6 protein-coding genes and 10 pseudogenes are annotated in these 14,385 nt (G+C 45.8%); 8 read left to right on the top strand and 8 right to left on the bottom strand.

Annotated elements, in window-relative coordinates; genetic code table 11:
- Nucleotides 1-4 precede the first annotated feature (4 nt).
- Together MN084_RS09580 and MN084_RS19620 are read right to left on the bottom strand one after the other, a co-directional pair.
- A pseudogene (locus MN084_RS09580) lies at nucleotides 5-196 on the bottom strand (hypothetical protein); the annotation flags it as partial.
- Entirely contained in the window at nucleotides 187-351 is a 165-nt protein-coding gene (locus MN084_RS19620) for a hypothetical protein (protein WP_445083813.1), read from the bottom strand. The gene MN084_RS19620 and the pseudogene MN084_RS09580, both read right to left, overlap by 10 nt.
- Before the next feature lie 42 nt (nucleotides 352-393).
- On the opposite strand from MN084_RS19620, the gene MN084_RS09575 reads away from it, so the two are divergent.
- Nucleotides 394-1,472, top strand: a protein-coding gene (locus MN084_RS09575; RefSeq protein ID WP_241085135.1) for an IS3 family transposase whose coding sequence is annotated in 2 segments (ribosomal slippage) — nucleotides 394-646 and nucleotides 646-1,472 — 1,080 coding nt in all. Because the reading frame shifts where the segments join, the coding sequence is not laid out codon by codon here.
- A 45-nt stretch (nucleotides 1,473-1,517) separates the two neighbouring features.
- Here the strand turns inward: MN084_RS09575 and MN084_RS09570 are convergent.
- Both MN084_RS09570 and MN084_RS09565 read right to left on the bottom strand, forming a co-directional pair.
- Nucleotides 1,518-1,832 carry a hypothetical protein gene (locus tag MN084_RS09570; RefSeq protein WP_330177974.1) on the bottom strand — a complete coding sequence of 105 codons (315 nt, stop codon included), beginning with the start codon at nucleotides 1,830-1,832 and terminating at the stop codon, nucleotides 1,518-1,520.
- 128 nt (nucleotides 1,833-1,960) lie between these two features.
- The gene (locus tag MN084_RS09565) at nucleotides 1,961-2,227 is read right to left on the bottom strand and encodes a hypothetical protein (RefSeq protein WP_330177996.1); all 267 of its coding nucleotides are present in this window, start codon (nucleotides 2,225-2,227) and stop codon (nucleotides 1,961-1,963) included.
- Nucleotides 2,228-2,348: 121 nt separating this feature from the next.
- Between MN084_RS09565 and MN084_RS09560 the strand changes: the two are divergent.
- Nucleotides 2,349-2,789 (top strand): annotated as a pseudogene (locus MN084_RS09560) (IS3 family transposase); the annotation flags it as partial.
- Nucleotides 2,790-2,852: 63 nt separating this feature from the next.
- Here the strand turns inward: MN084_RS09560 and MN084_RS09555 are convergent.
- Nucleotides 2,853-3,523, bottom strand: a pseudogene (locus tag MN084_RS09555) (transposase); the annotation flags it as partial.
- 306 nt (nucleotides 3,524-3,829) lie between these two features.
- Here MN084_RS09555 and MN084_RS09550 point away from each other — a divergent pair.
- Together MN084_RS09550 and MN084_RS09545 are read left to right on the top strand one after the other, a co-directional pair.
- Nucleotides 3,830-4,464: pseudogene (locus MN084_RS09550) on the top strand (IS1595 family transposase).
- Nucleotides 4,465-4,684: 220 nt separating this feature from the next.
- Complete coding sequence (locus tag MN084_RS09545; protein WP_330177995.1) at nucleotides 4,685-5,281, top strand: Maf family protein; 597 nt, start codon at nucleotides 4,685-4,687, stop codon at nucleotides 5,279-5,281.
- 168 nt (nucleotides 5,282-5,449) lie between these two features.
- On the opposite strand, the pseudogene MN084_RS09540 reads toward MN084_RS09545, so the two are convergent.
- A pseudogene (locus MN084_RS09540) lies at nucleotides 5,450-5,632 on the bottom strand (hypothetical protein); the annotation flags it as partial.
- Between the two features lie 36 nt (nucleotides 5,633-5,668).
- Nucleotides 5,669-5,883: pseudogene (locus MN084_RS09535) on the bottom strand (IS256 family transposase); the annotation flags it as partial.
- A gap of 135 nt (nucleotides 5,884-6,018) precedes the next feature.
- Between MN084_RS09535 and MN084_RS09530 the strand changes: the two are divergent.
- The 3 genes and pseudogenes from MN084_RS09530 (at nucleotide 6,019) to MN084_RS09520 (ending at nucleotide 10,574) form a co-directional block, all read left to right on the top strand.
- Nucleotides 6,019-9,059 (top strand): annotated as a pseudogene (locus MN084_RS09530) (Tn3 family transposase).
- Between the two features lie 61 nt (nucleotides 9,060-9,120).
- Nucleotides 9,121-9,757: pseudogene (locus MN084_RS09525) on the top strand (IS1595 family transposase).
- Between the two features lie 220 nt (nucleotides 9,758-9,977).
- Nucleotides 9,978-10,574 (top strand): Maf family protein, encoded by a 597-nt coding sequence (locus MN084_RS09520; RefSeq protein ID WP_330177994.1) that lies wholly within the window; start codon nucleotides 9,978-9,980, stop codon nucleotides 10,572-10,574.
- Between the two features lie 388 nt (nucleotides 10,575-10,962).
- Here the strand turns inward: MN084_RS09520 and MN084_RS09515 are convergent.
- Nucleotides 10,963-11,177: pseudogene (locus MN084_RS09515) on the bottom strand (IS256 family transposase); the annotation flags it as partial.
- A 135-nt stretch (nucleotides 11,178-11,312) separates the two neighbouring features.
- Between MN084_RS09515 and MN084_RS09510 the strand changes: the two are divergent.
- Nucleotides 11,313-14,353, top strand: a pseudogene (locus tag MN084_RS09510) (Tn3 family transposase).
- Nucleotides 14,354-14,385: the final 32 nt, after the last annotated feature.

Genomic DNA, 14,385 nt, shown 5'->3' with positions numbered 1-14,385 from the left:
GCACTTAATAATACTGTTGTTTCTGTTTTGCAAACAGGAACAACAGTATGGACATGATATTTTTCAGCACAAAAAGAACCTCCCTCATCCATTTTCTGAAGTTGAAGGCAGCCGCCGCCATAAGCAAGTTAATCTGATCCCCGGCAAAGCCTTTAAGAAAGTTCCTTTTTAGCCTGTGGTCACTCTTTAAGTGACCACAGGCTCAATGCCAGCTCGTCTTCTGAAACGTTTTCTGGCTAATGCCATGGCTTCTCCTGAGGTATTCTTCCTAGCAGCCTTTGGCGTTACTATCTGGGTGTCATTAACCTTTGATTTGCCCTGACCTTTCCCCCAGAAATAGAGCCATGACAAGGATGAGATTTCCAATTAGTCTGTGTATTAGGAGATCTCAAGATGAAGAAGAAGCGTTACAGAGAAGAGCAAATTATTGGTGCCATCAAGCAGCATGAGTCAGGGGTAAAAGTTGATGACATTTGTCGTCAGTTCGGCATTTCAACCGGGTGCTTTTATAACTGGCGAAGCAAATACGCCGGGATGGATGTCTCAGAAGCCAAACGGCTCAAAGAGCTTGAAAGCGAAAATAACAAGCTTAAGAAGTTACTTGCCGAGAAAATGCTTGAAGCTGAGGCGATGAAGGATGTGCTCTCAAAAAAGTGGTAAAGCCTGCTGATAGAAAACAAATCGTGAGCTACCTTAAGTCGCGGTTCAAATTAAGTGAGCGTAGAGCTTGCCTATTAGTAGGCTTAAGTAGAACCGCTTTTCGGTACGTTACTCAATGGGGAAAAGATGAGCCTCTACGCAAACGGTTACTTGAGCTGGCAAAAAAGCATCCGAGTTATGGTTATTTGTTTTTACATGGCCTCCTGAGAGGAGAGGGGCTTGTGAAAAACAAGAAGCGGACCTACCGAGTCTATAACGAAGAAGGTCTTCAAGTGAGGACTAAAAAACGCAAGAAGATAATACGACCAAGAATGCCAACGATTATGCCCATTGGTAAAAATATACGCTGGTCAATGGATTTTGTCAGTGATCAGTTGGCTAATGGTCGCCGCTTTCGAGTATTTAATGTGATTGATGATTACTCAAGAGAAGTTATTGGCCAGCTCTCTGACTTCTCGATCAATGGTCACCAGGTCGCTCGTTTTTTAACTCAGGTGATTGAGCTAAGGAGCGCTCCGGATCAAATAATCTGCGACAACGGTACTGAGTTTACTAGCAAGGCGATGTTCTACTGGCAAAAAGAAAGTGGCGTTAAGCTAGGTTTTATTCAGCCAGGTAAGCCTACTCAGAATGCGTTTGTAGAAAGCTTAAACGGTAAATTCAGAAATGAATGCTTAAATCAGCATTGGTTCAGGTCCATTGATGACGCTAGACATGAAATTGATCAATGGCGAGAGCACTACAATCACGTGCGGCCTCATAGCGCATTAAATTATTTGTCACCTGTGGCCTTTGTGAATAGGGCCGCTTAGAATGAATTATCTCATCCAAGTCTTGGTATTAAGATGGGGGGAAGGTCAATCAGCAATACCCACTTTGGGTACTCGATTGATGAGACGTTTCACCTGTGCCAAGACCTCAGGTACGGTGTGACCATCAAATACATTCTTCTCAAAAGCCAGGGCACCAATCACAATGCCCGCGTCCCTTGTGGTGGTGATTGATGCCTTGGTGCCAAACTCATAACGCTGCTGGGCCTTGCCTTTGCTCATACAGTAAACATGAGGTTCATGTAGGCTGTACAACTTGTTTTTATCAGCACGCTTCTGATTCAGCATGCGCTGGTACAGGGCGAACTTTTCTGCATAGAATTTCTGTTGTTCTCCGGTCATCTTACGCTGTATTTCACGCAGTAATCGGCCGCTGATGGTCTTTAATCGCTTGACGGCCTTACGTGCCTTTTTACGATTCCTCGGATGTGTGGCAAATCGGGTGGGAAGCTTGAGAATTTTTACTTCCTTTAGTAGGGATTTTGTATCCAGCGTTGAATCAGAACCTCGTCACTGAGGTCTTCCAGATGCTTGAGTATCGAGAGATCCACCATTAGGCGGATGGGTTTTGAGGGCTTTCCAAGATGAGAATAAAGCGGGGCAAATTCAGCATCAAAATATGACCAGTCTATCTGTCTGACTAATAGCAAAAGTGGATGCTTGGGGTTCAGCTGATCCAGTAAGTTCTGGTGCAGGAAACTTTGCTGGTTGGGATTGGCTGTCTTGGGTTTGCTCAATTATCCACCTCTGTTTCGTCCAGTTTTTCTCTGCTTTTACCCCTTTCTCGGACGTTTATTTTATCAAATTTAGACGCTTATTTTATATAAATCATTGCGTTATAAATATTTCAGGATCGATTATTTAGCCATTGTCATGGATTTATATTCACGGCGTATTGTTGGCTGGTCCATAGATAAACGCATGACGACTAATCTGGTGAAGAAAGCGTTGATAAAAGCCGTTAACCTACGCCAACCTAACAAGGGTTTAGTGTTTCACAGTGATCGCGGATCACAGTACACGAGCAAGTCGCACCGACATTTATTAGAAAATCATGGCCTACGCTCGTCGATGGGAGATGTAGGTGCTTGTTGGGACAATGCGGTAGTTGAACGTTTTTTTGGCAGCTTGAAGCATGACTGGATTTTAAAAGTGTCTCAACCTACACGAGAGCACATGAAGTACGATGTCGCGGATTACATCCGCTACTACAACAAAGATCGGTTACACACTGCCAATGGTAGTTTGTCACCGATTAACTATGAACTGTCTCAATTGAATGTGTCCGGTTCGACTTGACCAGAGCAGATCAACCATTTACTGATAACAAGAATCAATCATGACAGACACAAAAAAGATAATCACAATGTTGAATGTTCTAAAACGCCTTCCGGTCATCAGTGAATCACTCATAAAATCCATTGACCATAATTGATTCATTGCCTCCGGAACAACCAGCGGCTGAGGATTACGGTTAGGCAACTACTTTTTACCCTTGCGTCTGAAATTAAGCTTCAGTAGCTTGTATATGCAGTATACCCGCTTATGGTTCCAGGGCTTTCCTTCACGCCGGAGCGTGTCGAACATCAAACCAAATCCATACGTTGGTTGTTTCGTCGCCAGCTGTTGCAGTGCATCTATAACGGGCCGGTCCCGTTCTGTATATAGTTATAACTGCTTCAACTAATATTGATCACCCTGCAGGCTGCACGTTGAGTCAGAACATGCTCGTCTTGCAGATAATCAACCAGTTCGCGCTTCTCAGCTGGCTTTAGAGCTTTTTTTCAATGACATCCTTAAGTGCGGCATGTTCAGGCTTAAATTGGCGAACATCTGCTTGAGACGCCTGTTCTCATTTTCAAGCTCTTTTAGACGCTTGATATCTGATGCCTACCACCATATTTTCTCTTCCAGTTGTAGTAGGTGGCATCGGATATACCCTATTCCCGGCAGACCTCCTTCACCTTCCTACCGCCCTCTACTTCCTTCAAAATACGGATAATCTGGCTTTCGGTATGTCTGCTCTTCTTTATCTTCGTTCTCCTGTCTGTGGTTAGTTTAACCGGAGAACTCTAATTTGTGATGGGCCTTTTATCAGGGAGGATTGCATTAACACTAAGGAACCTCTGATTAATTCTGAATCAGATGGATGACGAGTTAAAATCTTCCAGTATAAAGGCGATAATAGCCGACTATTGGCAAGATTTTCAACGCAGAGCTGGGAGATTTCAGCCATCAGGCACCGATTCACCAATTGATCAGAGGCCCTCTTAAGGATGGTCTAAAAAATTGAAGTTGGGGCTATCCTAGATAAAAATAAATTATTTTAGGATAGCAAAGTGGGAAAGAGCAGATTAAGTAGGTACAAACAAAGTCGATTAATCGAGCTATTTATAGCGGGCACAATAGCACGAACAGCCGCCTCTTTAGTTGGCACCAATGAAGCAATGACGGGATATTGCTTTCATCGACTTAGACAGGTTATCTATGACTACAGTGAGCATTTGGAATTGCTGGACGGAGAAATAGAAGCAGACGAAAGTTATTTTGGTGGTAGGCGCAAAGGAAAAGGAGGTCAAGGCGCAGTCGGTAAAGTTCCTGTATTTGACTTACTAAAGCGCAACAATAAGGTATTTACCGTTATTGTTCCAGATGCTAAAGTCAGAACGTTAATGCTTATAATTTAGGCAACAGGTGTAAAGCCCGACACTATTGCTATACTGACGCATGGAGAAGCTATAATGTATTGATGTCTCAGAATTTAAGCGCCATCGAATAAACCACAGTAAGCTATTTGCAAACAAGCCTAACCGCTAACAGAATAGAGAATGTTTGGAACCAGGCAAAGCGGCATATGCGTCAATTTAATGGGGTACCAGAAGACCATTTTCATCCCTTTTTGAAGGAATTTGAATGGCGATTTAATAACAGTGATGCCAGAAAGTCAGTTAAAACAGATGAATCAATGGGTTAAAGACAAATTTAGCTGATTAACTAGGGCAGCCTCTGTTTTTTGTATTTCAATCCCGCGCAAGAAGTAAGTAGTACCGATTCTCGATGGCCAAAGCAGCTTAGACGATATAAGGTGACAGCCGGTTTACTCACTGTCTGAATTCTGACCAAAAAAAACAGCGCTGTTTTTACCAGTTTCTGTTAACACTTTGAATCGTTTATCAATTCACAAAGCAGCATAGATGAAAAGCCATTCAGAAAAAATCAGGCTGGTTCTAGCTTCTACATCGCCCTTTCGCAAAGCCTTGCTCGAAAAGCTTGGACTCCCTTTCTCAACGGCCACCCCTGATATCGATGAATCGGCAAAACCGGAAGAGTCTCCTCAGGCACTTGTCTCTCGGCTTGCTGAAGAGAAAGCGCTAGCGGTTGCCACAGACTTCCCTGACAGCCTGATAATCGGCTCCGACCAAGTGGCATGCATCGATGGAAAAATTCTTGGGAAGCCAGAAAATCGTCAGAGTGCTATTGAGCAATTGCAGCGTGCATCTGGAAAACACGTAACTTTTTATACCGGCCTCTGCCTGCACAACAGCGCCTCTGGAAAGCGCCAAAGCTTGTGCGAACCCTTTTACGTCCATTTTAGAGTACTCGAACAACAACAGATAGAACGCTACCTTGATGCGGAAAAACCTTATAACTGCGCAGGAAGTTTTAAATCGGAAGGCTTGGGAATCGCACTACTCGAATATTTGGAGGGAGATGACCCGAATACACTGATTGGCCTACCACTGATCCGGCTCGTCGCCATACTGGCCAAAGAGGGAATCACTGTCCCCTGATCTCCTGTAACCTACCTAACAGCTTCAATGCTCGATCTATGCTTGTTTGCTATATTGTCCTTAGCGGGATCCGGATTAGTCGCAATTTCCCAGATGATAACTGCCTGCTCAATCTGAACTTCGCGGTATAAACAATCACCCAACTTTATCAGTTCGGTAACCTGCTAATCCATTACTTATTTTAAGGTTTAATTTGGCTTTATCACCATACTGACTCCGGTGAGCCTCATCACTCGCCATCACAATATTGCGCCGTTTGCTGAGAATGGTGTGGCTAGTCCCCCCCAGCAGTACAAACTTTTGTACCGTGGTAAAAGTAATACCCGTGGATTGGCTCGAGGCAAGAATATCCGAGTTATAGTCAAATCTGGTGCTTAGCCAGTTGAATCAAGCGGCGACCTGATCGACTCTTGCTACCTCAACACCCTCGTTAAATTTGATTCCGGTTATCACCTTCGCCAGGTAATCGAAACCCCGTAATCGTCTCCACTTCTTCTCGGCACACAGGCCGGGTTTGAACATCATGTGTATAGCATGCCGTCACGCGATAGGCAGCCCTTGGAACGCTTGGTTCGATGGCGGATTGTCCCGAAGGTGGGGTCCTAGGGATTTTCCCTCGTAAACGGACATAAACGGCTAGATCCCTTTCCCCGCCTACGTTTCCCGAGAGGGGTACTTTTCGATTTCCGAACATTTTAGGGTAATTTGGCTAGAATCGTGGCCTTTAGGTAACGATTATGACCACAGAGAAACGACTCAAGATCCTCACCGAAGCGGAAATTGTTGACTTGTTCGGCCCGCCAGCACTCAATCAAAACGATCAACGATTCTTCTTCACACTCAATGATATCGAATTGGCCCAGTGCCAGAAGATTCGCAGGCGTGATCAACGCTGCATGTTCGTTGTGTTGCTCGGCTACTTTAAAGTGAAGCCCATTTCTTTGAGTCCCGGCTACCACCAGATCAAGCATGATATTAAATATGTCTGCTCAGAAGTGTTTCCCGGTTCCGGTCTGAGTCCCTTTCAATCTAACTCAAAAAACTCGTGTGCGTATCTATCATCGCATATACGAATTAACAAACCATCAACGCTGGGAGAACGAACGGCACAGCGCCGCGCTGACAATAGACCTTCGCGAACACGCACAAGCATGGGCTCAACCGCGAGCGTTGTTTGACAGGGCTATTGAATACTTAGCGGCACAAAAAATTAGCATTCCTGGGTACTCAGTTTTGCAAGACTTGATCAGTGATGTCGTCAGTGCTACCAACGATCAACTCATTCGCCAACTCGAAGACCTCATCTCTGTTGACTTGACTTCTATGTTGTCTGACTTTGTCGAAGGCAATGACCCACTGACTCTACGGCGGTTAAGAATGGCGGCTAAGAACATTACAAGGAGTGAGTTGCAAAAAGAACTCGCCGTACATCAGCACATTCAATCTTGGATGCTAGAAGTCGATGAGGTTTTAAGTCAGCTATCAATATCGTTGAAGAATCAGCAGTACTTTGCTGAAAGAGTGACTTACTATGGTGCCAAACTAAAACGCCAACCTGTTGGTTATCAACGCCTCTACTTGTTGTGCTATTTGCAATCGCGTTGGCAACAGGCACTGGAACGAATAGCCGATGGCTTTGTTCATCATCTTTTTCAAAGAAAACAGAAAGCCAAAATATACGCGAGAGAATCTGTTTATCAAGACTGGCAACGAGCTGCGAGTAACGTCAGTAAAGCGGCGCAAGTGTTGCGTCTTTTTATCGACGACAGAGTAGATCAACAACAACCGTTTGGGGCGTTACGGCAGCATGCTTTTAAACTTCTAGCGGCGAAAGATCTGGAATCCGTTTGCCTGTTTTTGAATGATCAAAAGCGATCGGTTGAAGAGGCCACGTGGCAGTACTTCGATCACCGGGTGAGCTTACGAGAAGGCTTACTTCGTGATCTATTCCTGTGCTTGCACTTTGAAGGCGGTGAAAAAACACAGCGCCTGGCAGCTACACTGCATCGTGCGCAGCGTGATCTTATCGCCGATGGTGAAATCTCAATCGGCGCAATGGATAGCCGCTTGCCTACCAAGAAGCAATTGTCGTTCATGCAAGACTCGAGCGGCGTGATGAATAAAGGTCGGTACGAATGGTTCCTTTACTTGCAAATCCCCAATCGGTTGAATGGCCAGCTCACACTGCCAAATGTGTTTAAATACAGGGCTTTGGAGGCTGATCTAGTCAATCGTGAGCGATGGACAGAAGAAAAAGACGCGCTATTAGAGCGCACCCAGTTGCCTAAATTAGCCGCCAATCCCAACAAACTCATTGACCAAATGGCCAAAAACCTGGGTGTTAGATTACAAGAAGTGAGTCACTATCTAGAACACGATGACAACCGAAATATTATCCTGAGAAACCCCAAAGGAAAGCGCCATTGGCGCTTACCCACGGCCAACAAAAAGTACTTGGTCAATAATCCGTTCTTCCAGCAACTACCCACGACTGGCGTTGCCGATGTGTTGCGAATGGTCGATCGCGACACAGGCTTCCTTGATGACTTTAAGCATGTACTGGGTGCACAGTCGAAGAGCCGAGCACACGAGTATGACCTGTTGGCTATCTTGGTGGGCAACGCGACCAACCAAGGCATTTATGGTATCGCTCAAATATCCGATCGCACTTACGATCAGCTCAGCACCATTCAGGCGAACTATCTGAGGTTAGAAACACTGAACGCAGCCAACGATCGCATCAACAACGCAACGGCTAAGCTTCCGATCTTCAAGCACTACAATATCCAAGAAGATGTTATCCACGCCAGTGCTGATGGTCAGAAGTTCGAATCCCGGCGTGAGACATTTAAAACACGTTACTCGTCAAAATACTTTGGCACGCAAAAAGGCGTGTCGGCCATGAGCTTGATCGCCAATCATGCGGCCATCAATGCTCGTGTGATCGGTGCTAACGAGCACGAGTCCCACTACATCTTCGATCTACTGATGAACAATAGTTCCGAGATCGTGCCAGACGTACTGTCTACCGATACGCACGGAGTCAATCACATCAACTTCGCATTGCTAGATCTCTTTGGGTACAGCTTTGCTCCACGCTATGCTCAGGTGGGTCGTGTCATCAATGAGATGTTCGATGTCAAAGAAGACAAGGATAAGAAAATCCAATTGAGTCTGAAAAAGCCCATCAACACCAAGCTCATCGCGGCTCACTGGGATACTATACAACGGATCATGATCTCACTTTATGAACGCAAAACAACGCAAGCGACATTGGTTAGAAAGCTCTCAGGTTACAAAAGCAGCCACCCGTTACTCGGGGCACTAACGGAATACAATCGTATGGTGAAAGCGAATTATTTACTCAACTACATCGATGACGTCAGTCTGCGCGACTACGTTCAGCGAGCACTCAATCGAGGCGAGGCTTACCACCAACTGCGTCGTGCAATCAGCAACGTCAATGGTGATCAGTTCCGCGGCAGCTCGGATGAGGAGATCCAACTGTGGAACGAATGTGCTCGCCTGGTTACCAACGCTATAATCTACTTTAACTCGGCCATACTCAGTCAGTTGCTGACTAGCTTTGAATATCAGAAGGATGATGAAAAAATCCAGATCGTCAAATCAAGCCTCCCCAGTTGCCTGGTACAACATCAACCTGAAAGGCACCTACAACTTCCAAATGAGTGGGAAATTGCCGGATCTGGACGAATTAATGAGCTCAATCGACGGTTATAAGCCTGTTCAGGAAAAGTACCCACATCCGGAAACGTAAGCAGGGCATGGGATCTAGCCGTTTATGTCCGTTTACGAGGGAAAATCCCTAGGACCCCAAAGTGGGAAAGAGCAGATTAAGTAGGTACAAACAAAGTCGATTAATCGAGCTATTTATAGCGGGCACAATAGCACGAACAGCCGCCTCTTTAGTTGGCACCAATGAAGCAATGACGGGATATTGCTTTCATCGACTTAGACAGGTTATCTATGACTACAGTGAGCATTTGGAATTGCTGGACGGAGAAATAGAAGCAGACGAAAGTTATTTTGGTGGTAGGCGCAAAGGAAAAGGAGGTCAAGGCGCAGTCGGTAAAGTTCCTGTATTTGACTTACTAAAGCGCAACAATAAGGTATTTACCGTTATTGTTCCAGATGCTAAAGTCAGAACGTTAATGCTTATAATTTAGGCAACAGGTGTAAAGCCCGACACTATTGCTATACTGACGCATGGAGAAGCTATAATGTATTGATGTCTCAGAATTTAAGCGCCATCGAATAAACCACAGTAAGCTATTTGCAAACAAGCCTAACCGCATTAACAGAATAGAGAATGTTTGGAACCAGGCAAAGCGGCATATGCGTCAATTTAATGGGGTACCAGAAGACCATTTTCATCCCTTTTTGAAGGAATTTGAATGGCGATTTAATAACAGTGATGCCAGAAAGTCAGTTAAAACAGATGAATCAATGGGTTAAAGACAAATTTAGCTGATTAACTAGGGCAGCCTCTGTTTTTTGTATTTCAATCCCGCGCAAGAAGTAAGTAGTACCGATTCTCGATGGCCAAAGCAGCTTAGACGATATAAGGTGACAGCCGGTTTACTCACTGTCTGAATTCTGACCAAAAAAAACAGCGCTGTTTTTACCAGTTTCTGTTAACACTTTGAATCGTTTATCAATTCACAAAGCAGCATAGATGAAAAGCCATTCAGAAAAAATCAGGCTGGTTCTAGCTTCTACATCGCCCTTTCGCAAAGCCTTGCTCGAAAAGCTTGGACTCCCTTTCTCAACGGCCACCCCTGATATCGATGAATCGGCAAAACCGGAAGAGTCTCCTCAGGCACTTGTCTCTCGGCTTGCTGAAGAGAAAGCGCTAGCGGTTGCCACAGACTTCCCTGACAGCCTGATAATCGGCTCCGACCAAGTGGCATGCATCGATGGAAAAATTCTTGGGAAGCCAGAAAATCGTCAGAGTGCTATTGAGCAATTGCAGCGTGCATCTGGAAAACACGTCTTTTTTTATACCGGCCTCTGCCTGCACAACAGCGCCTCTGGAAAGCGCCAAAGCTTGTGCGAACCCTTTTACGTCCATTTTAGAGTACTCGAACAACAACAGATAGAACGCTACCTTGATGCGGAAAAACCTTATAACTGCGCAGGAAGTTTTAAATCGGAAGGCTTGGGAATCGCACTACTCGAATATTTGGAGGGAGATGACCCGAATACACTGATTGGCCTACCACTGATCCGGCTCGTCGCCATACTGGCCAAAGAGGGAATCACTGTCCCCTGATCTCCTGTAACCTACCTAACAGCTTCAATGCTCGATCTATGCTTGTTTGCTATATTGTCCTTAGCGGGATCCGGATTAGTCGCAATTTCCCAGATGATAACTGCCTGCTCAATCTGAACTTCGCGGTATAAACAATCACCCAACTTTATCAGTTCGGTAACCTGCTAATCCATTACTTATTTTAAGGTTTAATTTGGCTTTATCACCATACTGACTCCGGTGAGCCCTCATCACTCGCCATCACAATATTGCGCCGTTTGCTGAGAATGGTGTGGCTAGTCCCCCCCAGCAGTACAAACTTTTGTACCGTGGTAAAAGTAATACCCGTGGATTGGCTCGAGGCAAGAATATCCGAGTTATAGTCAAATCTGGTGCTTAGCCAGTTGAATCAAGCGGCGACCTGATCGACTCTTGCTACCTCAACACCCTCGTTAAATTTGATTCCGGTTATCACCTTCGCCAGGTAATCGAAACCCCGTAATCGTCTCCACTTCTTCTCGGCACACAGGCCGGGTTTGAACATCATGTGTATAGCATGCCGTCACGCGATAGGCAGCCCTTGGAACGCTTGGTTCGATGGCGGATTGTCCCGAAGGTGGGGTCCTAGGGATTTTCCCTCGTAAACGGACATAAACGGCTAGATCCCTTTCCCCGCCTACGTTTCCCGAGAGGGGTACTTTTCGATTTCCGAACATTTTAGGGTAATTTGGCTAGAATCGTGGCCTTTAGGTAACGATTATGACCACAGAGAAACGACTCAAGATCCTCACCGAAGCGGAAATTGTTGACTTGTTCGGCCCGCCAGCACTCAATCAAAACGATCAACGATTCTTCTTCACACTCAATGATATCGAATTGGCCCAGTGCCAGAAGATTCGCAGGCGTGATCAACGCTGCATGTTCGTTGTGTTGCTCGGCTACTTTAAAGTGAAGCCCATTTCTTTGAGTCCCGGCTACCACCAGATCAAGCATGATATTAAATATGTCTGCTCAGAAGTGTTTCCCGGTTCCGGTCTGAGTCCCTTCAATCTAACTCAAAAAACTCGTGTGCGTATCTATCATCGCATATACGAATTAACAAACCATCAACGCTGGGAGAACGAACGGCACAGCGCCGCGCTGACAATAGACCTTCGCGAACACGCACAAGCATGGGCTCAACCGCGAGCGTTGTTTGACAGGGCTATTGAATACTTAGCGGCACAAAAAATTAGCATTCCTGGGTACTCAGTTTTGCAAGACTTGATCAGTGATGTCGTCAGTGCTACCAACGATCAACTCATTCGCCAACTCGAAGACCTCATCTCTGTTGACTTGACTTCTATGTTGTCTGACTTTGTCGAAGGCAATGACCCACTGACTCTACGGCGGTTAAGAATGGCGGCTAAGAACATTACAAGGAGTGAGTTGCAAAAAGAACTCGCCGTACATCAGCACATTCAATCTTGGATGCTAGAAGTCGATGAGGTTTTAAGTCAGCTATCAATATCGTTGAAGAATCAGCAGTACTTTGCTGAAAGAGTGACTTACTATGGTGCCAAACTAAAACGCCAACCTGTTGGTTATCAACGCCTCTACTTGTTGTGCTATTTGCAATCGCGTTGGCAACAGGCACTGGAACGAATAGCCGATGGCTTTGTTCATCATCTTTTTCAAAGAAAACAGAAAGCCAAAATATACGCGAGAGAATCTGTTTATCAAGACTGGCAACGAGCTGCGAGTAACGTCAGTAAAGCGGCGCAAGTGTTGCGTCTTTTTATCGACGACAGAGTAGATCAACAACAACCGTTTGGGGCGTTACGGCAGCATGCTTTTAAACTTCTAGCGGCGAAAGATCTGGAATCCGTTTGCCTGTTTTTGAATGATCAAAAGCGATCGGTTGAAGAGGCCACGTGGCAGTACTTCGATCACCGGGTGAGCTTACGAGAAGGCTTACTTCGTGATCTATTCCTGTGCTTGCACTTTGAAGGCGGTGAAAAAACACAGCGCCTGGCAGCTACACTGCATCGTGCGCAGCGTGATCTTATCGCCGATGGTGAAATCTCAATCGGCGCAATGGATAGCCGCTTGCCTACCAAGAAGCAATTGTCGTTCATGCAAGACTCGAGCGGCGTGATGAATAAAGGTCGGTACGAATGGTTCCTTTACTTGCAAATCCCCAATCGGTTGAATGGCCAGCTCACACTGCCAAATGTGTTTAAATACAGGGCTTTTGGAGGCTGATCTAGTCAATCGTGAGCGATGGACAGAAGAAAAAGACGCGCTATTAGAGCGCACCCAGTTGCCTAAATTAGCCGCCAATCCCAACAAACTCATTGACCAAATGGCCAAAAACCTGGGTGTTAGATTACAAGAAGTGAGTCACTATCTAGAACACGATGACAACCGAAATATTATCCTGAGAAACCCCAAAGGAAAGCGCCATTGGCGCTTACCCACGGCCAACAAAAAGTACTTGGTCAATAATCCGTTCTTCCAGCAACTACCCACGACTGGCGTTGCCGATGTGTTGCGAATGGTCGATCGCGACACAGGCTTCCTTGATGACTTTAAGCATGTACTGGGTGCACAGTCGAAGAGCCGAGCACACGAGTATGACCTGTTGGCTATCTTGGTGGGCAACGCGACCAACCAAGGCATTTATGGTATCGCTCAAATATCCGATCGCACTTACGATCAGCTCAGCACCATTCAGGCGAACTATCTGAGGTTAGAAACACTGAACGCAGCCAACGATCGCATCAACAACGCAACGGCTAAGCTTCCGATCTTCAAGCACTACAATATCCAAGAAGATGTTATCCACGCCAGTGCTGATGGTCAGAAGTTCGAATCCCGGCGTGAGACATTTAAAACACGTTACTCGTCAAAATACTTTGGCACGCAAAAAGGCGTGTCGGCCATGAGCTTGATCGCCAATCATGCGGCCATCAATGCTCGTGTGATCGGTGCTAACGAGCACGAGTCCCACTACATCTTCGATCTACTGATGAACAATAGTTCCGAGATCGTGCCAGACGTACTGTCTACCGATACGCACGGAGTCAATCACATCAACTTCGCATTGCTAGATCTCTTTGGGTACAGCTTTGCTCCACGCTATGCTCAGGTGGGTCGTGTCATCAATGAGATGTTCGATGTCAAAGAAGACAAGGATAAGAAAATCCAATTGAGTCTGAAAAAGCCCATCAACACCAAGCTCATCGCGGCTCACTGGGATACTATACAACGGATCATGATCTCACTTTATGAACGCAAAACAACGCAAGCGACATTGGTTAGAAAGCTCTCAGGTTACAAAAGCAGCCACCCGTTACTCGGGGCACTAACGGAATACAATCGTATGGTGAAAGCGAATTATTTACTCAACTACATCGATGACGTCAGTCTGCGCGACTACGTTCAGCGAGCACTCAATCGAGGCGAGGCTTACCACCAACTGCGTCGTGCAATCAGCAACGTCAATGGTGATCAGTTCCGCGGCAGCTCGGATGAGGAGATCCAACTGTGGAACGAATGTGCTCGCCTGGTTACCAACGCTATAATCTACTTTAACTCGGCCATACTCAGTCAGTTGCTGACTAGCTTTGAATATCAGAAGGATGATGAAAAAATCCAGATCGTCAAATCAAGCCTCCCCAGTTGCCTGGTACAACATCAACCTGAAAGGCACCTACAACTTCCAAATGAGTGGGAAATTGCCGGATCTGGACGAATTAATGAGCTCAATCGACGGTTATAAGCCTGTTCAGGAAAAGTACCCACATCCGGAAACGTAAGCAGGGCATGGGATCTAGCCGTTTATGTCCGT

This window comes from Candidatus Vondammii sp. HM_W22, assembly GCF_022530855.2.
Classification (GTDB): Bacteria; Pseudomonadota; Gammaproteobacteria; order Chromatiales; family Chromatiaceae; genus Vondammii.
Note: the sequence above shows the minus strand (reverse complement) of the source record. Positions and strands in the feature narration are given on the sequence as shown.

What these genes read in the sequence shown, in the direction of transcription:
- MN084_RS09570 (WP_330177974.1), bottom strand. Translation starts at nt 1,832, where the DNA reads ATGACCGGAGAACAACAGAAATTCTATGCAGAAAAGTTCGCCCTGTAC.
- MN084_RS09545 (WP_330177995.1), top strand. Translation starts at nt 4,685, where the DNA reads ATGAAAAGCCATTCAGAAAAAATCAGGCTGGTTCTAGCTTCTACATCG.
- MN084_RS09520 (WP_330177994.1), top strand. Translation starts at nt 9,978, where the DNA reads ATGAAAAGCCATTCAGAAAAAATCAGGCTGGTTCTAGCTTCTACATCG.